The following is a 23,387-nucleotide window of genomic DNA, read 5'->3' as shown; positions in this document are numbered from 1 at the left end:
TTATCTATAAATCTAAAATGGTAAACATAAATTCGGAATTAAACCTAAATCGATTACCTCCGCCATTGTCATTGTCGCCTATAATGACCTCAAAACCTGATGGCGTTTGATTGTTATAGGATATTCCAGGATCATCATTACCAGCACCGCCTCTTCCTGGCTGAGTTAATTGTATTATATAGTTGGCATCCGATACTAATCCAGAGGGTAGATTCACCCTATAACGGCCATTCCCACCCAATTTGGTAACCGTAATGCCAGAAGTTGCCCTCAGGATTGATCCGTTTGAAGCTATTTTTCCAAATGCTTTGACAGGGCTCTCATAATATGCCCCACCATTGGCTCCCACTGCTATACTGTTATCAGTTTCAGCCCCTACCACATTGGCGGTTTGGTCAGTAGAATTTTCATTGGTATAGGTTATTACCCCGGTTCCATTGTTTTGTGATAAGCTGGTTACAGTTTCGTCAACTGATCCCCCACCATCACTTAAGGTAATGGTAATACCAGATTTGCTTAAAGTTTGTGGCGGACCCACTGGTCCCTCGGGTCCTATCTCGCCCTGGATTCCCTGTGGCCCTTGTGGCCCTTCGGGTCCGATCTCGCCCTGTATCCCTTGTGGTCCCTGTGGTCCTTCGGGTCCGATCTCTCCTTGTATCCCTTGTATGCCCTGTGGTCCCTCGGGTCCTGTTTCACCTTGTATGCCCTGTGGTCCCTGTGGTCCCTCGGGTCCGATCTCTCCTTGTATGCCCTGTGGCCCTTGTGGCCCTTCGGGTCCGATCTCGCCCTGGATTCCCTGCGGTCCCTCGGGTCCTGTTTCACCTTGTATGCCCTGTGGTCCCTGTGGCCCTTCGGGTCCGATCTCGCCCTGGATTCCCTGTATCCCTTGTGGCCCTTGTGGCCCTTCGGGTCCGATCTCGCCCTGGATTCCCTGTGGTCCCTCGGGTCCTGTTTCACCTTGTATGCCCTGTGGTCCCTGCGGTCCTTCGGGTCCTATCTCGCCCTGTATCCCCTGTGGTCCCTGTGGTCCCTCGGGTCCGATCTCACCCTGTATCCCTTGTGGTCCCTGTGGTCCTTCGGGTCCGATCTCGCCCTGGATTCCCTGTGGCCCTTGTGGCCCTTCGGGTCCGATCTCACCTTGTATCCCTTGTGGTCCCTGTGGTCCCTCGGGTCCTATCTCGCCCTGTATGCCCTGTGGTCCCTGTGGCCCTTCGGGTCCGATCTCGCCCTGGATTCCCTGTATCCCTTGTGGCCCTTGTGGCCCTTCGGGTCCGATCTCACCTTGTATCCCTTGTGGTCCCTGTGGCCCTTCGGGTCCGATCTCGCCCTGGATTCCCTGTGGTCCCTGCGGTCCCTCGGGTCCGATCTCACCCTGTATCCCTTGTGGTCCCTGTGGTCCTTCGGGTCCGATCTCACCCTGTATCCCTTGTGGTCCCTGTGGCCCTTCGGGTCCGATCTCGCCCTGGATTCCCTGTGGTCCCTCGGGTCCTGTTTCACCTTGTATGCCCTGTGGTCCCTGCGGTCCTTCGGGTCCTATCTCGCCCTGTATCCCCTGTGGTCCCTGTGGTCCCTCGGGTCCGATCTCACCCTGTATCCCTTGTGGTCCCTGTGGTCCTTCGGGTCCGATCTCGCCCTGGATTCCCTGTGGCCCTTGTGGCCCTTCGGGTCCGATCTCACCTTGTATCCCTTGTGGTCCCTGTGGTCCCTCGGGTCCTATCTCGCCCTGTATCCCTTGTGGTCCCTGTGGCCCTTCGGGGTCCGATCTCGCCCTGGATTCCCTGTGGTCCCTGTGGCCCTTTCGGGTCCGATCTCACCCTGGATTCCCTGTGGTCCCTCGGGTCCTATCTCACCTTGTATCCCTTGTGGTCCCTGTGGCCCTTCGGGTCCGATCTCGCCCTGGATTCCCTGTGGCCCTTGTGGCCCTTCGGGTCCGATCTCGCCCTGGATTCCCTGTGGTCCCTGTGGCCCTTCGGGTCCTGTTGCCCCGTCAGCACCATCTGCGCCCGGTAACCCCTGTGGTCCCTCGGGTCCTGTTTCACCTTGTATCCCTTGCGGTCCCTGTGGCCCTTCGGGTCCTGTTGCCCCGTCAGCACCATCTGCGCCCGGTAACCCTTGTGGTCCCTCGGGTCCTGTTTCACCTTGTATCCCTTGTGGCCCCTGTGGTCCTTCAGGTCCTGTTTCACCTTGTATCCCTTGCGGTCCCTGTGGTCCTTCGGGTCCGATCTCACCCTGGATTCCTTGTGGTCCCTGTGGTCCCTCGGGTCCTGTTTCACCTTGTATGCCCTGTGGTCCCTGTGGTCCCTCGGGTCCGATCTCTCCTTGTATGCCCTGTGGCCCTTGTGGCCCTTCGGGTCCGATCTCGCCCTGGATTCCCTGTGGTCCTTCGGGTCCTGTTTCACCTTGTATGCCCTGTGGTCCCTGTGGTCCTTCGGGTCCTATCTCACCCTGTATCCCTTGTGGTCCCTGTGGCCCTTCGGGTCCTATCTCACCTTGTATCCCTTGTGGTCCCTGTGGCCCTTCGGGTCCTATCTCGCCCTGGATTCCCTGTGGTCCCTCGGGTCCTGTTTCACCTTGTATGCCCTGTGGTCCCTGTGGTCCTTCGGGTCCTATCTCACCTTGTATCCCTTGTGGTCCCTGTGGTCCCTCGGGTCCGATCTCTCCCTGTATCCCTTGTGGTCCCTGTGGCCCTTCGGGTCCTGTTTCACCTTGTATGCCCTGTGGTCCCTGCGGCCCTTCGGGTCCGATCTCACCCTGGATTCCTTGTGGTCCCTGTGGTCCCTCGGGTCCGATCTCTCCCTGTATCCCTTGTGGTCCCTGTGGCCCTTCGGGTCCTGTTTCACCTTGTATGCCCTGTGGTCCCTGTGGTCCCTCGGGTCCGATCTCACCCTGTATCCCTTGTGGTCCCTGTGGTCCCTCGGGTCCTGTCTCTCCCTGTATGCCCTGTGGTCCCTGTGGTCCCTGTGGTCCCTCGGGTCCGATCTCGCCCTGTATCCCTTGTGGTCCCTGTGGCCCTTCGGGTCCTGTTTCACCTTGTATCCCTTGTGGTCCCTGTGGCCCTTCGGGTCCTGTTTCACCTTGTATCCCTTGTGGTCCCTGCGGTCCTTCGGGTCCTATCTCGCCCTGTATCCCTTGTGGTCCCTGTGGTCCCTCGGGTCCTATCTCTCCCTGTATCCCTTGTGGTCCCTGTGGCCCTTCGGGTCCTGTTTCACCTTGTATGCCCTGTGGTCCCTGCGGCCCTTCGGGTCCGATCTCGCCCTGGATTCCCTGTGGTCCCTGTGGTCCCTCGGGTCCTGTTTCACCTTGTATCCCTTGTGGTCCCTGTGGTCCTTCGGGTCCTGTTTCACCTTGTATCCCTTGTGGTCCCTGTGGTCCCTCGGGTCCTATCTCGCCCTGGATTCCCTGTGGTCCCTCGGGTCCCTATCTCGCCCTGGATTCCCTGTGGTCCCTGTGGTCCTTCGGGTCCTGTTTCACCTTGTATCCCTTGTGGTCCCTGTGGTCCCTTCGGGTCCTGTTTCACCTTGTATCCCTTGTGGTCCCTGTGGTCCCTCGGGTCCTATCTCGCCCTGGATTCCCTGTGGTCCCTGTGGTCCCTCGGGTCCTATCTCGCCCTGGATTCCCTGTGGTCCCTGTGGTCCCTCGGGTCCTATCTCGCCCTGGATTCCCTGTGGTCCCTGTGGCCCTTCGGGTCCGATCTCACCCTGGATTCCCTGTGGTCCCTCGGGTCCTATCTCACCTTGTATCCCTTGTGGTCCCTGTGGTCCCTCGGGTCCGATCTCACCTTGTATCCCTTGTGGTCCCTGTGGTCCTTCGGGTCCTGTTTCACCTTGTATCCCTTGTGGTCCCTGTGGTCCCTCGGGTCCTATCTCGCCCTGGATTCCCTGTGGTCCCTGTGGCCCTTCGGGTCCGATCTCGCCCTGGATTCCCTGTGGTCCCTGTGGTCCCTCGGGTCCTGTTTCACCTTGTATGCCCTGTGGTCCCTGTGGTCCCTCGGGTCCGATCTCTCCTTGTATGCCCTGTGGCCCTTGTGGCCCTTCGGGTCCGATCTCGCCCTGGATTCCCTGTGGTCCTTCGGGTCCTGTTTCACCTTGTATGCCCTGTGGTCCCTGTGGTCCTTCGGGTCCTATCTCACCCTGTATCCCTTGTGGTCCCTGTGGCCCTTCGGGTCCTATCTCGCCCTGGATTCCCTGTGGTCCCTCGGGTCCTGTTTCACCTTGTATGCCCTTGTGGTCCCTGTGGTCCTTCGGGTCCTATCTCACCTTGTATCCCTTGTGGTCCCTGTGGTCCCTCGGGTCCGATCTCTCCCTGTATCCCTTGTGGTCCCTGTGGCCCTTCGGGTCCTGTTTCACCTTGTATGCCCTGTGGTCCCTGTGGTCCTTCGGGTCCTGTTTCACCTTGTATCCCTTGTGGTCCCTGTGGTCCCTCGGGTCCTATCTCGCCCTGTATCCCTTGTGGTCCCTGTGGCCCTTCGGGTCCGATCTCGCCCTGGATTCCCTGTGGTCCCTGTGGCCCTTCGGGTCCGATCTCACCCTGGATTCCCTGTGGTCCCTGTGGTCCTTCGGGTCCTATCTCACCTTGTATCCCTTGTGGTCCCTGTGGCCCTTCGGGTCCTATCTCGCCCTGGATTCCCTGTGGCCCTTGTGGCCCTTCGGGTCCGATCTCACCCTGGATTCCCTGTGGTCCCTCGGGTCCTATCTCACCTTGTATCCCTTGTGGTCCCTGTGGTCCCTCGGGTCCGATCTCACCTTGTATCCCTTGTGGTCCCTGTGGTCCTTCGGGTCCTGTTTCACCTTGTATCCCTTGTGGTCCCTGTGGTCCCTCGGGTCCTATCTCGCCCTGGATTCCCTGTGGTCCCTGTGGTCCCTCGGGTCCTGTTTCACCTTGTATGCCCTGTGGTCCCTGTGGTCCCTCGGGTCCGATCTCTCCTTGTATGCCCTGTGGCCCTTGTGGCCCTTCGGGTCCGATCTCGCCCTGGATTCCCTGTGGTCCTTCGGGTCCTGTTTCACCTTGTATGCCCTGTGGTCCCTGTGGTCCTTCGGGTCCTATCTCACCCTGTATCCCTTGTGGTCCCTGTGGCCCTTCGGGTCCTATCTCACCTTGTATCCCTTGTGGTCCCTGTGGCCCTTCGGGTCCTATCTCGCCCTGGATTCCCTGTGGTCCCTCGGGTCCTGTTTCACCTTGTATGCCCTGTGGTCCCTGTGGTCCTTCGGGTCCTATCTCACCTTGTATCCCTTGTGGTCCCTGTGGTCCCTCGGGTCCGATCTCTCCCTGTATCCCTTGTGGTCCCTGTGGCCCTTCGGGTCCTGTTTCACCTTGTATGCCCTGTGGTCCCTGTGGTCCTTCGGGTCCTGTTTCACCTTGTATCCCTTGTGGTCCCTGTGGTCCCTCGGGTCCTATCTCGCCCTGTATCCCTTGTGGTCCCTGTGGCCCTTCGGGTCCGATCTCGCCCTGGATTCCCTGTGGTCCCTGTGGCCCTTCGGGTCCGATCTCACCCTGGATTCCCTGTGGTCCCTGTGGTCCTTCGGGTCCTATCTCACCTTGTATCCCTTGTGGTCCCTGTGGCCCTTCGGGTCCTATCTCGCCCTGGATTCCCTGTGGCCCTTGTGGCCCTTCGGGTCCGATCTCGCCCTGGATTCCCTGTGGTCCCTGTGGCCCTTCGGGTCCTGTTTCACCTTGTATGCCCTGTGGTCCCTGTGGTCCTTCGGGTCCTGTTTCACCTTGTATGCCCTGTGGTCCCTGTGGTCCTTCGGGTCCGATCTCACCTTGTATCCCTTGTGGTCCCTGTGGCCCTTCGGGTCCGATCTCTCCCTGTATCCCTTGTGGTCCCTGTGGCCCTTCGGGTCCTGTTTCACCTTGTATGCCCTGTGGTCCCTGTGGTCCTTCGGGTCCTGTTTCACCTTGTATCCCTTGTGGTCCCTGTGGTCCCTCGGGTCCTATCTCGCCCTGTATCCCTTGTGGTCCCTGTGGCCCTTCGGGTCCGATCTCGCCCTGTATCCCCTGTGGTCCCTGTGGTCCCTCGGGTCCGATCTCACCCTGTATCCCTTGTGGTCCCTGTGGTCCTTCGGGGTCCGATCTCGCCCTGGATTCCCTGTGGCCCTTGTGGCCCTTCGGGTCCGATCTCACCTTGTATCCCTTGTGGTCCCTGTGGTCCTTCGGGTCCTGTTTCACCTTGTATCCCTTGTGGTCCCTGTGGTCCCTCGGGTCCTATCTCGCCCTGTATCCCTTGTGGTCCCTGTGGCCCTTCGGGTCCGATCTCGCCCTGGATTCCCTGTGGTCCCTGTGGCCCTTCGGGTCCGATCTCACCCTGGATTCCCTGTGGTCCCTCGGGTCCTATCTCACCTTGTATCCCTTGTGGTCCCTGTGGCCCTTCGGGTCCGATCTCGCCCTGGATTCCCTGTGGCCCTTGTGGCCCTTCGGGTCCGATCTCGCCCTGGATTCCCTGTGGTCCCTGTGGCCCTTCGGGTCCTGTTGCCCCGTCAGCACCATCTGCGCCCGGTAACCCTTGTGGCCCCTGTGGCCCTTCGGGTCCTGTTGCCCCGTCAGCACCATCTGCGCCCGGTAACCCCTGTGGTCCCTCGGGTCCTGTTTCACCTTGTATCCCTTGCGGTCCCTGTGGCCCTTCGGGTCCTGTTGCCCCGTCAGCACCATCTGCGCCCGGTAACCCTTGTGGTCCCTCGGGTCCTGTTTCACCTTGTATCCCTTGTGGCCCCTGTGGTCCTTCAGGTCCTGTTTCACCTTGTATCCCTTGCGGTCCCTGTGGTCCTTCGGGTCCTGTTGCCCCGTCAGCACCATCTGCGCCCGGTAACCCTTGTGGTCCCTCGGGTCCGATCTCGCCCTGTATCCCTTGTGGTCCCTGTGGTCCTTCGGGTCCTGTCTCTCCTTGTATGCCTTGCGGTCCCTGTGGTCCTTCGGGTCCTTGAGCCCCTGTAAGGTCTGGTGAGGTAAAAACTATTCCATTATTATCATTGACAGTAAATGTACCATCTCCATTGTCTACAAAAGATAACCCTGAAGTATTTGAGGAATTACAAAGATTAATCCATTGTGAACCATTATAATAATGAACGCATGATGTTTCTATGTTATAAACCAGTGCACCATTCAGAGGATTAATGCTTTGCATCTGCGCAGATGTTAACCGGGTTAAGACCAGTGCTTTATTGGAACTTTCCAACTCAATAATTGACGAAGGGTCAATATTATTGGGGTTGTTTCCAACCTTAACCTGTGAAAAGGCAATTACTGAAAAGAATAGGGCAAAAAAGGGTAATAATATCCTCAATTTCATCACAACTAACTTTGGTAGTTGTTAAAAATACCTGCACGAAGAAGAAAGAACCATTAAATGTTGTGTAGTTGGGAAAGAATGTTGTAAAACAAGGAAAACAGTTTTAACGTGCTAATTTTAAATGCTTTATAAATATTATTTGAAGTATTTTTCCTACTTTTTTAAACAATAAAGTATTTTTCAAACTACCAGACTAGATGCGTATTCTGTTTTTTGAGATTTAGCCTTTAATATTATCTCTTCTATTTCATTAATGAGTTTCATAGGGGAATTTAAGAATAACTTTGGTGCCCAAAGATTTTTCATTTTTATCCATTTTATCAATGATTTGTATATCCCCACCTTCATCCTCATCAGTATTTAGCGCTTGCATTCGTTGTATAGTGACTTCCAGCCCCCTGGATTTTCTCTTCTTTACATAGTTATTTTCCTTTTTATCTTCTCTTATTCTGCCAATTCCATTATCATCTATTTCACATGTGATGAACCTTTCTTCTTTCTTAAAGTTAATAGTAATCTTCTTTGATGCTTCTTTTTTAGGAAGGAGTCCATGGATGATGGCATTTTCCACAAAGGGTTGCAATATCATAAAAGGGACCTCTACAGTATTGATATCTATATCCTTTTCCACAGTGATTGCATAGGTGAAGGTATTATCAAAACGGACGGATTCCAATTCTAAATAATCTTGGATCATTTTTATTTCATCAGCTAAAACAACATTTGTTTCTATGGAGCTTTCAAGAATGTTTCGTGTCAACCTACTGAATCTTGTGAGGTATTTTATAGCCGAAACCTTATCGTTTTTGGTAATAAGACCTTGAATAGAGCTTAGGGAGTTAAAAATGAAATGCGGATTAATCTGTGCTCGCAACGCTTTCGTTTTGTTTACAAATGCTTCCTGTTGCAGCTGTAAATTTTTCTTATGTTCCAATTGCATTTTATAATTAAAACCCAAGGCAAAAATTATCATTTCTATGGAACAACCTATAATTAAATAGTAGAGACTGTCCATAAATAATCCATCACCAGGAGCAGCGAAATACATACGCATTAAAGAGGAAATACAGAATGCCAATGAAGCAAACGCTATAATATAAGGTAATGGCCGCCTACTGGAATATATTAAATAAATTAAGGCTATCACCGCACTGGCATATCCTAACTTAAATGTTATATTGATGAGGTATCCTAGACTGTCTATAAAATCAAAGACGTGAAAAATGGAAATCAGAATGAAGATTACAATGTTATAGCCAATAATAAATTGTACAAGTTTATGGACCCAAGGATAGTCTCTTTTTGTCTCAAGATAGTATGCAAGAAATAGGGTGTAGGCTACATTGGCCAATAGTATAATGATTTGGGAAAACCATAATTGCACTATGTGATTTCCACCAAACAAAAATTGATAGATTCCAAATTTGTTTCCAGCAACATAGGTAAACAACAAAATAATGTAAACCGAATAAAATAAGAATTCAGGTTTCTTCAACATAAAAAAGAACGAGAGTGTCAAAAACCACATGATAAGGCACAATCCCGCAAAAAAGTAATAACTGTTTTTGTTTAAAAAATTCTCCGAGGAGGCTAATTGGTTTGGATGTTGGTCACTATAGATAAAATTCCAATTGGCAATATCTTCTTTAAAGGTTAGGCGTTTTACCTTAAGAATCAAATATCTACTTTGGATAAGGTTCTTTGTTTTAAATGGTAGAAAAGCGTAATAATGAGAGAATTTAACCTTTTTGCTTATCGAATTTGGATCAAATAACCCAATGCTTCTTTTTACTATATGGTTATTGTCCTTATAAAATAATTTTCCATAATCGAAACTGTTGAATTTCAGATATAAAGTAGTGTCAGGATAAATATCGATAGTAGCTTTGTCCTTAAAGTCCAAAAGAATCCAGAAGGTGTCATCTGGAGAAGTTTTTTCTGAAAAACTGGAAGCAGTCCTAAAAGTATCTTTTATATCTAAAATGTCCTTGACCGTATAACTATCATTATTTGTTTTTAAAATTTTGAAATCAACGGTAAGCTTTGTTCCATTTTGGGAGGAAACAAAAATGGGAATGAGCAGGATAAAAAAAAGCAAAGATTTTGGTAGGCTCATACAGTTTGATTGATGATTTACTGAAGCTAAGATTGGGGAAAACACTATCAGTAAATATTGTATGACAAGTTAAGCATGTTGTAAAATGGAAGCAAACATCCTTAAGTTGTTGTTGTTAAGTGTGTTGTGGTAAATAAGCGAGCTATAATTCCTACAAAATCATCTGTCAAGGAACAAAAAGCCCTGATATTCGAGCTCCAGGTCATCAAGAGTGACCAAGTAATAATAAACCCCTTCAGGCAAGCCAATATCCTGACTTAGAATGAAATTTCCAGTATTGGAAACTCCCGTGAACTCATCGACATAGTTTATTTTTTCAAAAACCTTTTGACCAAAACGATTGAATATCCTCAAACTGTTATTGAGTGACTCGGACATGCCGTCAATAACCAAAAAGTCATTGGTGCCATCTCCATTTGGGCTTAAAAAATAGTTTCCCAAGGTGGGATTGTTTACCACAAAAGTATCTGTTGGTAATGGAATGGTTCCAAAAGTGACGGCGTCATACTCGCTAGGAACAAATGGATTGGAGGTTATAAAACCTTGGGTAATATCTCCGCTTTGAGCAGAATTTCCAATAATTACCCACTGATTGGAAGATTTGCTCCATCCAACCACTATTATTGCGTCTACTGTAGTGTTGGGAATCGATGCTAAAGCACTTCGTTCATTCCAACTTATGGTCACTGTAGATGTAACATCACTTTGAACTATCCAAAACTCCTTGTCGGTTACGGTACCAATATCCCTTACTTTTTCATCCACATTAAAACTTTCCAGTAATGAAGGAGGGTTTGAAGGATTCTCAAAAAAATACGCACAGATTGCCAATGGAGCTTCACTTTGTGACTCCAATAGTAAAGGACGCAATTGGTTTTCATCCCCAACTGGAAACGAGAAGAAACTTCGGTTGGTAATGGCAGCAAACCCGGTTACCTTGGATGCATCACTTTCACCAGTGAAAAAACCACTATTTGAAAAATTAAGGTACAGGGTTTGATCATTAAAGGGGGAAAGGACATTTCCATCCACAAAATTCACATTGTTAAGTACGTTGACGGAGTTTTGTAAAACCACATCGTTCGAAGCCATAAACTCTACATCCCTAAAGGTGGGCGAAATACTTCCGGTTACCTGTATCACATTGTTACCATAAAATCCTGCCAAACCTTCATTTTGGTCAAAGGAGGTGTCATTGATCAAGTTGGTATGAAATCCAAGGTTGCCATTGGCATGGATACGGATACTACCACTATTGTATAAAGCGGTTTGGGCGCTGGTAACAATTCCCAGCAACAAGATTGGTATATAAATTAACTTTTGCATTAGTTGATTTGTTGCCAAGTTGTACCGTCATTTTGAAGCCATAGGGCCGAATTGAGATTTACGATTCCAACCGATGCAGTTCCAGTAATATTAACATTCCCACCACTGTTATTACGAATAACAAAAATTTTTCCAACAGTAGTAACTCCCGGAGCTGGTAAGGAAACACCAGTGGTGTATACGCCAGCATTTAAAATAACTGTATAGTTGGCATTTGTAAGTGCTATATCGGTACCTGTTGATATAATTGGTTTGACCGTGGCATCTAAATAGGCCCCTCCGTCGGTTCCGCTTGCGGTAATCGAGTTTCCGGCATCGGCGCTGACGATGGTCTGGTTGGATGCGGTTATCTCGGTATCGACATATGTCTTGACGGCCTGTTCCGTTGGGAAATCTGTTGCCGAGTTGCCCGCCAGAGTCCCGTCATTGGACTTGTTGGCTGAATCCTCTTTTGCTGCGATAGCCGTGAGCACCGCGGCATCATCGTAGAACGCCCCTCCGTCGGTCCCGCTGGCGGTGATCGAGTTTCCGGCATCGGCGCTGACGATGGTCTGGTTGGATGCGGTTATCTCGGTATCGACGTATGTCTTGACGGCCTGTTCCGTTGGGAAATCTGTTGCCGAGTTGCCTGCCAGAGTCCCGTCATTGGACTTGTTGGCTGAATCCTCTTTTGCTGCGATAGCCGTGAGCACCGCGGTATCATCGTAGAACGCCCCTCCATCGGTCCCGCTGGCGGTGATCGAGTTTCCGGCATCGGCGCTGACGATGGTCTGGTTGGATGCGGTTATCTCGGTATCGACGTATGTCTTGACGGCCTGTTCCGTTGGGAAATCTGTTGCCGAGTTGCCCGCCAGAGTCCCGTCATTGGACTTGTTGGCTGAATCCTCTTTTGCTGCGATAGCCGTGAGCACCGCGGCATCATCGTAGAACGCCCCTCCATCGGTCCCGCTGGCGGTGATCGAGTTTCCGGCATCGGCGCTGACGATGGTCTGGTTGGATGCGGTTATCTCGGTATCGACATATGTCTTGACGGCCTGTTCCGTTGGGAAATCTGTTGCCGAGTTGCCCGCCAGAGTCCCGTCATTGGACTTGTTGGCTGAATCCTCTTTTGCTGCGATAGCCGTGAGCACCGCGGCATCATCGTAGAACGCCCCTCCATCGGTCCCGCTTGCGGTAATCGAGTTTCCGGCATCGGCGCTGACGATGGTCTGGTTGGATGCGGTTATCTCGGTATCGACATATGTCTTGACGGCCTGTTCCGTTGGGAAATCTGTTGCCGAGTTGCCCGCCAGAGTCCCGTCATTGGACTTGTTGGCTGAATCCTCTTTTGCTGCGATAGCCGTGAGCACCGCGGCATCATCGTAGAACGCCCCTCCGTCGGTCCCGCTGGCGGTGATCGAGTTTCCGGCATCGGCGCTGACGATGGTCTGGTTGGATGCGGTTATCTCGGTATCGACGTATGTCTTGACGGCCTGTTCCGTTGGGAAATCTGTTGCCGAGTTGCCTGCCAGAGTCCCGTCATTGGACTTGTTGGCTGAATCCTCTTTTGCTGCGATAGCCGTGAGCACCGCGGTATCATCGTAGAACGCCCCTCCGTCGGTCCCGCTGGCGGTGATCGAGTTTCCGGCATCTGCACTGACTACAGTTATAGCGGCAATGTTTGCAGTATTTGTTGCAATATTTGTAGTATTCGTTGTCACAGACGTCTGCAATGCTGAGTCATCGTAGAACGCCCCTCCGTCGGTCCCGCTGGCGGTGATCGAGTTTCCGGCATCTGCACTGACGATGGTCTGCATGGAGGCTGTTATTTCGACATCAACATAATTTTTAGTGGCTGCATCTTGAGCAATTGTCGGATTTTGAAGATTATTGATTTGGAAACCACCTAGATCTACATTGTTTCCGGCTGGCGCAAAACCACTCAGTGGTATATTGGCCTTATCTAATTTTCCATTGGTCACATTACCATTCAAAATTTTATCCGTAGTGACTGCATTTGTGGCCAATTCATTGTCTGTAATTCCACCAGTACTTACATCCAAAAGAAAAGGGTTTACTTCTGTACCCATTCCAGAAAGCTCCAAAGTAGCATCTGCCGGACCTGTTACCTCATTTCCAACTACAGCGTCCTCTTCGGTAATACCAAGATCCGATTCATTTACATATACCCAGCCTGTGCCAGGCCCATCCCAACGTATAAGTTGACCAGAGGTTGGCAGTGTGGTTGGGGCAAGTTTGTCTAAGGTTATAGCTCCGTCTGCGATTCTTGTGCTTGTAACGGATTTTGGCTGAAGATCCGCATCTCCATTGATGGAAGTATCCACAATATTGTCCCCGGTAATCATGTTTACCTCAAAATTGTAATTGTTGCCAGTTTGGGTAACTACAACGGTACTATCCCTAAAAGACGGATTAAAAACTGCGTTTGTGCTTATGGTAAAGGAATTGTCAAGGGCTTCGCAAATGTTGACCCAAGTAGTGCCATCGTAATAATGAATACAATCTTCGTCTGTGTTGTACACCATTGCACCCTCCAAAGGGGAAATCGTATTCATTTGCACATTGGTGACTCTGGTTATCACAAAAACTTTTGATGTGCTTTCCAGTTCCAGAACCGAAGAAGGGTCCAGGTTTTGAGGATTATCGCCAATTTTAATTTGCCCTTTTAAGGAGGTGATCATCAGTAGGCCTATGATCAAAAATGTTATTTGCGTTTTCACAGGGTTTGTTATTTGAGGATTTCCAAACGTAAACGGCAAAACTAAGCCTATCGTCGGATTATTCTAATTATTACCGTCAAAATACCCTAGTTTAAAGGTGAATGGACCTTAATATTCATTTGATCATTTTTGAGAATTAACAAAAGTTTAGAACACGATTATTTTTTTTTATGACGTTCAAGGGTTTTCTTTAACTTAAGCTAAAGGCTTTCTTATGAAAAACACCATTCTGGTCTTATTTTTTTTGGTTTTCTCAAGTGTATCAATGGCACAGGAAACCAGGCAAGTTTTAAGAGGTAAAGTATTGTATAGGGGCGGAAATGTACCCAACGAAAATGTAATCAACGCAACATCGGAAAGCGCCACAATTACCAATGATAATGGAGAGTTTATGATTTTGGTGAAAGAAGGTGACCAGTTAGTATTTACGGCCGTGAACTATCAGTTGGAGGTGGTTCCAATTACCCAAGAGATTTTGGATAAAAATAGATTGGTGGTTGAAGTGACCGAAAAAATCACTGAATTGGAAGGGGTTATTGTTACTCCGGAGAATCAAGAGAAATTCCTTCAGGTAAAAAACGAAGATTTTAAGGGCTTTGAATATGAAATCGATCGGGGCACTGAGGTAGAGAATATTGCTGAGTCCAGAACCGTTAGAGGCATGAGGGATGGTATTAATTTTGTGAACATCTTTAAGGCCTTGTTCAAAACAAAAAGGGAGAGCGGGGAAGATAAAAAACCTTTAAAAGTAAGTGAGGTATTAAGACAGGTTTATGACGATGAATTTTTTGTTGTGGACCTAAAACTGCCTCAGGATAAGATAGACGCTTTCTTGTATTATTGCGATGACAAGGTACCATCCCAGACCTTGTTGCGTAAGGAAAATGAATTTCAGTTGATTGACTTCTTGGTTACCCATAGTAAAACCTATTTAGAAGAGTTGAATGAGGATTAAGCTCCTTTTTTCATTGTTTTTGTTGGTTACTTTTTCTGCTTTGGGCCAACATGGGGTTTCAAAACAGCTGAAAGGGAAAGTCTACGGAAAAGATAAGGATGTTGTTGGCGTTGTAGTGCAGAACATTTCTTCCCAACGCGCTGTAATTACTGATGTAGACGGAAACTTTTCCATTTTGATAAGACAAAATGATACTCTTGTTTTTTCGGCAGTTCAGTTTAAAAGAAAGGTAATTTACGTTAACGATGAACTTTTCAACACCAGTTTTATCACTGTTCCTTTGGAAGAATTTGTGAACCAGCTAAAGGAAGTTGTGGTAAGACCCTATGATCTTTCTGGGGATTTGAACCAAGATTTGGATGACCTGCAATTGGAAAAAGATGTAAGTGCCGAAGCTTTGGGGCTGCCCAATGCACATGCCAAAATAATTACGCAAAGTGAACGAAAACTACAAGAAGCCTCCGGAATGTCTATAAAAGGAGGTGGAGGAATTGGGGGAGCCGGGGGTGCGCTAACGTTGAATCCTATCATCAATGCCATTACGGGTCGGACCAAAATGCTCAAGAATAGGGTAAAGGTGGACAAAACTTATGCAAGGACCCAAAGGGTCCAAGGTTTTTACGTTGATTCCCTCTTTGTGATGACTTTAAAAATACCAGCAGAAAAAGTGGATGATTTTATGTATTTCTGTGAAGTGGACCCGACATTTCAAGATATGGTTGACTCTAAGGACAAATTGAAAATATGGGACTTTATGGTCTCTAAGAGCAGGGCTTATAGAGAAAACAACAACCTTGACTGATTTTGTTCGGGGCTACCATTCATATAAGATTTCATGTACTGGGTTTTTTATTGATGTCTGGTATTGCAATAGCCCAGGAATCAAAAATTTTGAAAGGCAGGGTTGTTGGTAAAGAAAAAGATGTTACTGGGATCGTGGTGCAGAATGTCACTTCCAAGCGCTCCACAATAACAGTTGAAAATGGAGAATTTTCCATATCGGTTAAACCCAATGATACGCTTTTGTTCTCTGCCGTTCACTTTAAAAGAAAAATGCTCCATGTCAATGAAGACATTTTCAATACCAGTTTTGTTACGGTTTTCTTGGAAGAGTTTGTAAACGAGTTAAATGAAGTGGTGGTAACCCCTTATAACCTTTCGGGGGATTTAAACCAAGACTTGGGTAATCTGCAACTGGAAAAAGATGTGAGTGCCGAAGCTTTGGAATTGCCAAATGCCAATGTTAGAATAATTACACAAAGTGAGAACAAGCTTCATGATGCTGACCACGGAAAATTTATATATTTCTACGGAGCTTTTTCAATCAATGTGAATAAGATTCTGAACAGGCTCAGCGGAAGAACCAAAATGTTGAAAAAAAGGGTGCTTTTGGATAAGGAATATGCCAAAGTGAAAGAAGTTGAGGAAAGTTTTTCAGATTCGGTTATGGCGAATTTTTTAAAAATTCCAAAAGATAAATTTTACGACTTTATTTATTATTGTCAAATGGACACTAAATTTGAGAATTTGTCCAACAGCCAAGACAAGCTGTTGTTATGGCAGTTTTTGCTTTTGAAGAGCAAGGCGTATAGGGAGGAAAATAACCTGGACTGATCTAACTTGGCACATGCTTTGCATTTCTGAATTGTGGAATGAAATACGCACATAAAAACAGCGAATATATTTTAACATAAAAAATGTAACATAAACGCATACCAAAGAGTCCTAATTGTACCATGATGAAATTTAAAATAACCCAGAATATTGCCATTCTGTTTTTAGCAGTATTTCTGCTATCCTTTACCACTGCTCATAAGTTTTATGTTAGCGTAACCAATATGGTCTATTCGGAGAAAAATACTTCGTTTCAAATTACCAGCCGCATTTTTATAGATGATTTAGAAGAGGTTTTAAAGGAACGGTATGGCATAAATGCCAAGCTGGCTACTGAAGACGAAGCGAAAATAGCCGATGAGTACATAGAAAAATATATTCGAGCAAAGTTTACCATTGAATTAAATGGTGAAATAACGGACTATGACTTTTTGGGAAAAGAATATGATAACGATGTTATGATTTGCTACATGGAAGTAACCAACATAGATATTTCAGACTTAAAATCCATAACCGTACAAAATGAAATTCTGACAGATTTGTTCGAGGAACAACAAAATATTGTCCATTTAAAATGGAAGGGAAAGAAGAAGAGTTTTGTGTTGATCAAAGAGAATAATAAAGGAATGTTAAACTTATAACCAATTCTTAACAGTTGGTTAAAAAAAAGTTATTTTTCACCGTTTAAAAATCAAATAAGAAAATGAACAAAGTCAAGTATTATTTTGCTTCCATGTTGTTCCTTTTGGGTGCCATTGCTATTGCACAAGAAGGAGAGGAAGGCAAAGAAGAGAGGAAGCCCGGTCATTATAACCAAAGTAAATTTAAACAGTTGTATGAGGAGTTTTCTACCCCAAACACATATCGTTCCGCTTCAGGGGCGCCAGGTCCAGATTATTACCAGCAACGCGCAGATTATGCCATGAACATTGAGTTGGATGATAAAAACTCAAAACTTTATGGTGAAGAAACTATTACCTATTTCAACAATTCACCTGATGATTTGGAATTTCTTTGGGTTCAATTGGACCAAAATGTTAGGGCGAAAGACTCCAAGTCTCCCTTGCGCAATGGTAACGGTGTAAATTTTGCATATACAGCGGATAATTTCGCCAACACCTATATCAATGAACCTTTTGATGGCGGTTTCAACATAGAATTTGTGAAGGATGCCAATGGAAGACCATTGTCATACACCATCAATCAGACCATGATGCGGGTCAATATACCCAAGCCACTAAAAAGTGGAGAGCAGATTTCATTCTCCATCAAGTGGTGGTACAATATCAATGATCACGTTAATGGAAGAGGGCGTTCAGGATATGAGTATTTTCCAAAAGATGGAAACAAAGCCTATGTAATTGCCCAATTTTTCCCAAGAATGGCAGTATACAGTGATGTTGAAGGATGGCAGAACCATCAGTTCTGGGGAAGTGGAGAGTTCGCACTGCCATTTGGTAACTACGAGGTGAACATTACGGTACCTGCCGATCATATTTTAGATGCCACCGGAGTGCTGCAAAATAGAGATGATGTCTTCTCCAAAGAAATGATGAAGCGCTACAAGATGGCTAAAAAGTCATATGATAAGCCGGTAATTATTGTAAACCAAGCTGAGGCGGAAGCAGCAGAGAAAGGTTTTTCAGAAAAGAAAAAGACATGGAAATTCAAAGCAACCAATGTCCGTGACTATGGTTTTGCAACTTCCAGAAAGTTTATCTGGGACATGCAGGCCGTTAAAATAGGTGGAAAAGACGTAATGGCCGTTTCCCTGTATCCAAAGGAAGGAAACCCACTTTGGGAAGAGCAATCTACCAAGGCCGTTGCCCAAACTTTGGAAACCTATTCAAAACACACTTTCGATTATCCTTACCACAAGGCTATTTCCGTTCATGCAAAGAATCAGGGTATGGAATACCCAATGATTTGCTGGAACTATGGCCGACCTAATGAGGATGGTACCTATTCCGACAGAACAAAATACGGAATGATCAGTGTAATCATCCATGAGGTAGGACACAATTTCTTCCCAATGATCGTAAATTCTGATGAGCGTCAGTGGGGTTGGATGGACGAAGGATTGGATACTTTTATGCAGTATTTAACAGAGCAAGAGTTTGGTAAAAATTATCCTGAAGTAATTGCTCCAAATAAAGCTTATCCTTCCCGAAGAGGTGAAGCAGCAAAGATTGTTCCTTACATGGCCGGAGATCAAAGCTACATTTCCCCGATTATGTCAAACCCGGAGAATGTGTATCAATTGGGTCCAAACGCTTATGGTAAACCTGCAACGGCACTGAATATTCTTCGTGAAACCGTAATGGGCAAGGAATTGTTCGATCATGCCTTTAAAACATATGCGCAACGTTGGAAGTTTAAGCATCCTACCCCAGAAGATTTTTTCCGTACTATGGAAGATGCATCTGCAGTTGATTTGGATTGGTATTGGAGAGGATGGTTCTACACAACCGATTATGTGGACATAGGTGTGAAAGGTGTTAAAAAATACTATGTTTCCAACAAGCCTACCAAGCAAATGGAAAAGTATATGGCAGACAGAAACCTTACAGAAGCTGACTTGCCTCCTCTGGTATATTTGGCGGAAGAAGGTAGTGAGGACTATGACCCTGAACTAAAGGGAAAATCGCCAACAGAAACCTCCCAAAACCTGAAGGAGTTTATGATGGACAACATGACCGAAGCAGAAAGAGCTCAGGTCAAAGAGCCTAAGTACTTTTATGAAATAACATTTGATAAGCCAGGAGGTATTCCAATGCCATTGATCGTTGAGTATACCTATGCGGATGGTAGCAAGGAAAACATTACTTATCCTCCTGAAATTTGGAGAAAGAACGATGCTGAGGTAAAGCGTGTGCTGTCTACTCAAAAAGAATTGGTAGGTATTGTAGTAGATCCCAAGTTGGAGACTGCAGATATTGATACTGCCAATAACTCTTGGCCAATTAAAGAAGAGAAATCTGATTTTGATAAGTTCAAAGAGAATATCAAAGGAAAATAATTTCGAGAATAAAGCATAAAAAAGCCCTGTGAATTCACAGGGCTTTTTTTGTTAGTCAAAATCAAGTTCTACAACCGCTATTTTTTCATCCGTTATGAAATCGTAGAGCGTCAACTTTCGTAGAAGGTAGTAATCGGTCCAAAATTTTTCCAGGGAATTTAAATAGTCTATTACGGCCTTATCCTTTTCTTGCTGCGCCAAATTAAGGTCGGTTATGGAAACCTTGCCAAGAACATATCTTTTTTTAGTGATATCATATCTTTTAAGAGCGACCTCTTGGGCTTTTTCCGCAGTGGACAAAAAACTCCTTTGATTGGACCAGTTCAAGGTATGAAGGTATATCTCTTGCTCAAAAGCCTGACTTTCCTGTTTTATATTGGTATCCGTAAGGTCAAGATTGGCTTCTGCCATTTTTCTCTTGGATTTTGAAACTCCCCAATCAAAGATTGGAATACCCAAGGTAACATTCACATTTTGTTGTTGGTCATAATCTTGGAACAACGTACTGTATTCATCGGATTGACCGTTAAGCCCAAAATTGGCATTTACACTTAAACGTACCCTATTGTTGCCCTTGGCTTCGGCAAGTTCTTGTTCCATTTCCAGCCTTCTCCTTCTAAACTCAATAACTGCTTTTCGATTATCATAAGCTTCTTCCAAAGCTTTTTCCACACTCACCGTAAACTCTTTGAGTTCTTCCGGGATAGATAGCTCGATGTCCTCTGTATTCAAAGAAAGGTACCTGGCCAAATCTTGCGAGGCCCTTTTAAAGGCCACTGTATTTGTGGTAACAAAGTTTTGGGAATTTAAATGACGAAGCTCCATTTGCAGTAAATCGTTCTCAGGTATTTTCCCAATTTTGTATCTTCCTTTTGCAATTTGCAGCAAGGTATCTTGATTGGACAGGTTACGTTTTGCAATTTCCAACTGCATTTGTGCCTTTAATAAATCAAAATATCGCCTACACGTATTTAGGGATATATCCTCCATCCGTTCTATAAAATCCCGTTTGGACTCTTCGTAGCGCAATGGTTCAATCTTTTTATCCCATTTAAATGGATTGTAGAACAAGGAATTCTGGAAATACCGGATTGAAAAGGGAACAACGGAGAAGCTGGTAGAATTGTCGTCACCAAACCGATCTATTCGCTGTAATTGTGAGTTAATGGAAAATATACCTCCGGTATAGGGTACCTGTTGGCGCAGACTAAGGCCACCATCAATGATGGATTGATTTTGTCTGACAAAAATATCTTGCCCCAAATTATTGGTGATTCTGTTTATGGAATTGGTATAACGAGGAGAAAGGTTCAAGCTCAGTTCCGGTAAAAAACTGGCAATGTAATTACGGTATCTCCAATAACGGGCCTGAGTGTTGTTTACAAGTGCCTGATACTCTGGCGACTTTTTTTTTGCCAATGTAATGGCCTCTTTTAGTTGGATTTGTTTTTTTTGGGAGAATATGGCTAAATGAAACGCCGCGAAAAGGAAAAAAAGAAGCTTCTTCATCTTCATATGTTTTGTTGTTTATGGTTTGGTCTTATGATTGATAAATAAGAAAGTGGTCTTGTCCATTATTCATGTCGGATTGCTTCGATGGGTCTTTTATTGGCCGCAGATCGCGCGGGAAAAACCCCAAATACCAATCCAACCAAAGTGGCCACAAAAAAGGATAATAGAATAGAACTTATGGTCAGGATGGTTTCTATGCCCGTTAGCTTTTCTAAACCAAAAGATGCAATTATTCCAAGTATTACACCAATGATACCTCCGCCCAAACTAATAAGAATGGATTCTGACAAAAACTGCCAAATCACATCCTGACGGGTGGCACCCAAGGCACGTACTATTCCAATCTCTTTGGTACGTTCCAAAACAGAAGCCAACATAATGTTCATTATCCCAATTCCACCAATCAACAAGGATATACCTGCAATAATGCTCAATACAATATTGAATATTTGTTTGGTCTTTTGTTGTTGCTTTAGAAGATTTATAGGGATGGAAATTTCAAAATCGAGAACATCATTATGTTTTCGTTTGAGCATTCTGCTTATGACCTCTGCTGTACCCTTAAGCTCACTGGAATTGTTGACCTGAACGGTCAACCGGTCAATTTGATGGTAGTTGCCCCTGGGAATTCTTTTTTTCGGCCCATTTTGGTTTCCGACCATGATGATTCCTCCACTAAAATCCAGTTGCTTGTCATGAATGATTTTTCTGTCCTTATAACGGACCAAAAATGTTTTTATAGGAATATAGACATCTTGGTTAAGGTCCCTAATGCCCAAATTTTCCTGGGCTTTTTCCGATATCAATTTTTCCTCGATGATGCCAATAACTTTAAGCCAGACATCCTTTACCTTGATTTGCTTTCCCAGTGCACTTTCCCCAGTAAACAGTTTTTTCTCTACTTTTTCGCCAATAATACAAACCGGCATTGCGTTGTTGGATTGTGCTTCTGAAAATTTTGTTCCACGCCCCAACGATATGTTCGATGTCTCAAAATAAGCATTGGTGATGCCTATTAGTTTAACCCCATTCTGTTTTCCTTTGTTGATGACGTAGGTGTCCATTATAATTTCAGGGCTTAGACGTTTGACAGAAGGAACAATTTTCGATATACTGGACACATCTAAAAGATCAAGCCCTTTTGAAAAACGCTTTTGCTCTGTCGCTCCCCCTTCCTCATCGCTTTCTTCGTCTGAAGAATTCTCATCCTCTTCATCTGGAATGGGTTCAATTACAATGTTGTTGACTCCCACCAATTCCAATTGGGATAATATTTCTTTTTCAGCACCATTGCCAATGGCCAACATGGTAATTACGGCGGCAACACCAAAGATGATGCCCAGTGCCGTTAGGAAAGTACGTACCTTATTGATTACAATAATCCGATAGGCCTCAATGAAATTGGACTTTATTTGTTCTAAAAGTATCTTATCCATTACTCTAGCCGCTTGATACCTTTATTCTCCAGTCCATCCGGTTTACTTAGATAAACAACATCGTTTTCACCCAGTCCTTTTAGTATAATAACTTCATCTACATTTGATCCACCCAGCTCCACTTCTTTTTTGTCAATGGAAAAACCGGTTTTTTTATACACATAGCTAATGGAATCTTTTGAAAAAATAGCTTCCAGCGGAACGGTAACAACATTTTCTTCCTTATTGATCAATATGCGGTTAGAAGTGGTCATGCCCGGTCTAATGTTGGAATTGGTTTCATTCAACTTGATAAGAACCTGAAAGAGATTAATGTCCGAGCCTCTTTTCTTTTCTCCCACATTGGCCACGCTGGTAACTACACCTTCAATGGTCACATCTGGGAAAGCATCAAAGCCAATGGTTACAGTTTGGTCCTTTTTTATTTTTCGGATGTCCACTTCATTGGCGTAGGTTTTGGATTCCATCTTGGTCAGATCAGGTAAAGTTGCTATCGTAGGATCCCATGGACTTATACTGGAACCTACCTTTCGTTTGGATCCATCCCAATTTTTGTGATAGGTTATCATTCCATTGGCGTCTGAATGGATTGTGAACGATTTTTGCAGATTGGTAAGGTCATCCAATCGCTTTCTAATTTTGGAAACCTCTGTTCCAACCTCGACCATTTTGGCAATGGCCTTACGTTTTTTTATTTGGTAATCCTCCGTTTTCTCCTTTAAATCTCTTACGTTTCGTTCTATCTTGATTTCAAGCTGTTTAATAGTGCTTGGGGGTTCATAAATAGATCTTTCCAACTCCAACTTATCCTCAGCCAATGTAAACTCCAAATCTTTTATGGCTGTTCGTTCCTGTTTCAGGGTTAAGGTGGTGTCCAATTGTTCCTGGGTGAACTTGGATTCCGCTTTTTCAAGGTTCAGTTGGGCATCAATAATTTGCCCGTTGAGCTCTGAGGGGTCTAACCTGCCCACATAATCGCCACTCTTTATTATGGTTCCTTCTGGGATTAGGTCTTGAATTTTTACGTTGTTCAATCGATATTTTCGAATATCGGTTGGGCCATTGATTTTTTTTAGACTTGTGGACTGTGCTTCACCAGAGATAATTACTTCATTCAAGAAATCTCCTTTTTTTGCTTCCGCAGTAATGGAAACATCATTTTCCGTGGTACCAGAGAAAAAAAAGTAAGAGAGAAGAATCAACAGAATAGGTAAAGCTATTAAGCCAAGCTTTTTTTTGGACATGGTTTTTTGGTTTGATTTATTGGTAATGTTTCAAAAATATAGAATGAATAGCCTCAACTATTATACCACTGTGTTATACTTTTCATAATATTTTTATTACAAAGAGGATAGGGGGTTATTTAGGTTTTTTTTCAGGATTACAAATGAACTTCTCATTATA

Annotated in this window: 17 protein-coding genes; 5 read left to right on the top strand and 12 right to left on the bottom strand. The window is 45.6% G+C overall.

Annotated features, from left to right (window positions below):
* Nucleotides 1–4: 4 nt before the first annotated feature.
* The 9 genes from ACOQO1_RS08915 to ACOQO1_RS08875 all read right to left on the bottom strand — a co-directional run bounded on the left by ACOQO1_RS08915 (nt 5) and on the right by ACOQO1_RS08875 (nt 13,447).
* Nucleotides 5–538 (bottom strand): hypothetical protein, encoded by a 534-nt coding sequence (locus ACOQO1_RS08915; RefSeq protein ID WP_420602526.1) that lies wholly within the window; start codon nt 536–538, stop codon nt 5–7.
* Nucleotides 539–1,673: 1,135 nt separating this feature from the next.
* Entirely contained in the window at nt 1,674–1,814 is a 141-nt protein-coding gene (locus tag ACOQO1_RS08910; protein ID WP_420602525.1) for a hypothetical protein, read from the bottom strand.
* Between the two features lie 27 nt (nt 1,815–1,841).
* Nucleotides 1,842–2,399, bottom strand: a complete 558-nt coding sequence (locus tag ACOQO1_RS08905; RefSeq protein ID WP_420602524.1) for a hypothetical protein — start codon at nt 2,397–2,399, stop codon at nt 1,842–1,844.
* A gap of 207 nt (nt 2,400–2,606) precedes the next feature.
* Complete coding sequence (locus ACOQO1_RS08900) at nt 2,607–3,074, bottom strand: hypothetical protein (RefSeq protein ID WP_420602523.1); 468 nt, start codon at nt 3,072–3,074, stop codon at nt 2,607–2,609.
* 266 nt (nt 3,075–3,340) lie between these two features.
* A complete protein-coding gene (locus ACOQO1_RS08895; protein ID WP_420602522.1) occupies nt 3,341–3,517 on the bottom strand; it encodes a hypothetical protein in 177 nt (58 codons plus the stop codon).
* A gap of 689 nt (nt 3,518–4,206) precedes the next feature.
* Nucleotides 4,207–6,165 carry a hypothetical protein gene (locus ACOQO1_RS08890; protein WP_420602521.1) on the bottom strand — a complete coding sequence of 653 codons (1,959 nt, stop codon included), beginning with the start codon at nt 6,163–6,165 and terminating at the stop codon, nt 4,207–4,209.
* A 1,370-nt stretch (nt 6,166–7,535) separates the two neighbouring features.
* On the bottom strand, nt 7,536–9,401 hold the full coding sequence (locus tag ACOQO1_RS08885; RefSeq protein ID WP_420602520.1) for a sensor histidine kinase: 1,866 nt from the start codon (nt 9,399–9,401) through the stop codon (nt 7,536–7,538).
* Between the two features lie 159 nt (nt 9,402–9,560).
* Nucleotides 9,561–10,727: a gliding motility-associated C-terminal domain-containing protein gene (locus ACOQO1_RS08880; protein ID WP_420602519.1), complete on the bottom strand. Its 1,167-nt coding sequence runs from the start codon at nt 10,725–10,727 to the stop codon at nt 9,561–9,563.
* Nucleotides 10,727–13,447: a beta strand repeat-containing protein gene (locus ACOQO1_RS08875; protein ID WP_420602518.1), complete on the bottom strand. Its 2,721-nt coding sequence runs from the start codon at nt 13,445–13,447 to the stop codon at nt 10,727–10,729. Before ACOQO1_RS08875 ends, ACOQO1_RS08880 begins: the two co-directional genes overlap by 1 nt.
* Before the next feature lie 214 nt (nt 13,448–13,661).
* On the opposite strand from ACOQO1_RS08875, the gene ACOQO1_RS08870 reads away from it, so the two are divergent.
* The 5 genes from ACOQO1_RS08870 (at nt 13,662) to ACOQO1_RS08850 (ending at nt 19,035) form a co-directional block, all read left to right on the top strand.
* Nucleotides 13,662–14,402 (top strand): hypothetical protein, encoded by a 741-nt coding sequence (locus tag ACOQO1_RS08870; protein ID WP_420602517.1) that lies wholly within the window; start codon nt 13,662–13,664, stop codon nt 14,400–14,402.
* Nucleotides 14,392–15,204 carry a carboxypeptidase-like regulatory domain-containing protein gene (locus tag ACOQO1_RS08865; protein WP_420602516.1) on the top strand — a complete coding sequence of 271 codons (813 nt, stop codon included), beginning with the start codon at nt 14,392–14,394 and terminating at the stop codon, nt 15,202–15,204. Before ACOQO1_RS08870 ends, ACOQO1_RS08865 begins: the two co-directional genes overlap by 11 nt.
* Nucleotides 15,205–15,257: 53 nt before the next feature.
* Nucleotides 15,258–16,016, top strand: coding sequence for a hypothetical protein (locus tag ACOQO1_RS08860; RefSeq protein WP_420602515.1), 759 nt, complete (start codon nt 15,258–15,260; stop codon nt 16,014–16,016).
* Nucleotides 16,017–16,138: 122 nt separating this feature from the next.
* A complete protein-coding gene (locus ACOQO1_RS08855; protein ID WP_420602514.1) occupies nt 16,139–16,657 on the top strand; it encodes a DUF6702 family protein in 519 nt (172 codons plus the stop codon).
* Nucleotides 16,658–16,719: 62 nt separating this feature from the next.
* The gene (locus ACOQO1_RS08850; protein WP_420602513.1) at nt 16,720–19,035 is read left to right on the top strand and encodes a M1 family metallopeptidase; all 2,316 of its coding nucleotides are present in this window, start codon (nt 16,720–16,722) and stop codon (nt 19,033–19,035) included.
* A gap of 51 nt (nt 19,036–19,086) precedes the next feature.
* Here ACOQO1_RS08850 and ACOQO1_RS08845 read toward each other — a convergent pair whose 3' ends face one another.
* The 3 genes from ACOQO1_RS08845 to ACOQO1_RS08835 form a co-directional block, all read right to left on the bottom strand.
* Nucleotides 19,087–20,544, bottom strand: a complete 1,458-nt coding sequence (locus ACOQO1_RS08845) for a TolC family protein (RefSeq protein WP_420602512.1) — start codon at nt 20,542–20,544, stop codon at nt 19,087–19,089.
* A 65-nt stretch (nt 20,545–20,609) separates the two neighbouring features.
* Nucleotides 20,610–21,983 (bottom strand): ABC transporter permease, encoded by a 1,374-nt coding sequence (locus ACOQO1_RS08840; RefSeq protein WP_420602511.1) that lies wholly within the window; start codon nt 21,981–21,983, stop codon nt 20,610–20,612.
* Complete coding sequence (locus ACOQO1_RS08835) at nt 21,983–23,227, bottom strand: efflux RND transporter periplasmic adaptor subunit (RefSeq protein ID WP_420602510.1); 1,245 nt, start codon at nt 23,225–23,227, stop codon at nt 21,983–21,985. The genes ACOQO1_RS08840 and ACOQO1_RS08835 overlap by 1 nt, the downstream gene beginning before the upstream one ends.
* Nucleotides 23,228–23,387: the final 160 nt, after the last annotated feature.

The organism is Flagellimonas sp. (genome assembly GCF_965222555.1).
Classification (GTDB): domain Bacteria; phylum Bacteroidota; class Bacteroidia; order Flavobacteriales; family Flavobacteriaceae; genus Flagellimonas.
This window is presented reverse-complemented; position numbering and strand designations above follow the sequence as displayed.

Bases quoted from the DNA above. Each gene is read 5' to 3' on its own strand.
- ACOQO1_RS08885 (WP_420602520.1), bottom strand. From the start codon at position 9,401: ATGAGCCTACCAAAATCTTTGCTTTTTTTTATCCTGCTCATTCCCATT.
- ACOQO1_RS08880 (WP_420602519.1), bottom strand. From the start codon at position 10,727: ATGCAAAAGTTAATTTATATACCAATCTTGTTGCTGGGAATTGTTACC.
- ACOQO1_RS08870 (WP_420602517.1), top strand. From the start codon at position 13,662: ATGAAAAACACCATTCTGGTCTTATTTTTTTTGGTTTTCTCAAGTGTA.
- ACOQO1_RS08865 (WP_420602516.1), top strand. From the start codon at position 14,392: ATGAGGATTAAGCTCCTTTTTTCATTGTTTTTGTTGGTTACTTTTTCT.
- ACOQO1_RS08860 (WP_420602515.1), top strand. From the start codon at position 15,258: ATGTCTGGTATTGCAATAGCCCAGGAATCAAAAATTTTGAAAGGCAGG.
- ACOQO1_RS08855 (WP_420602514.1), top strand. From the start codon at position 16,139: ATGATGAAATTTAAAATAACCCAGAATATTGCCATTCTGTTTTTAGCA.
- ACOQO1_RS08850 (WP_420602513.1), top strand. From the start codon at position 16,720: ATGAACAAAGTCAAGTATTATTTTGCTTCCATGTTGTTCCTTTTGGGT.
- ACOQO1_RS08845 (WP_420602512.1), bottom strand. From the start codon at position 20,544: ATGAAGAAGCTTCTTTTTTTCCTTTTCGCGGCGTTTCATTTAGCCATA.
- ACOQO1_RS08840 (WP_420602511.1), bottom strand. From the start codon at position 21,983: ATGGATAAGATACTTTTAGAACAAATAAAGTCCAATTTCATTGAGGCC.
- ACOQO1_RS08835 (WP_420602510.1), bottom strand. From the start codon at position 23,227: ATGTCCAAAAAAAAGCTTGGCTTAATAGCTTTACCTATTCTGTTGATT.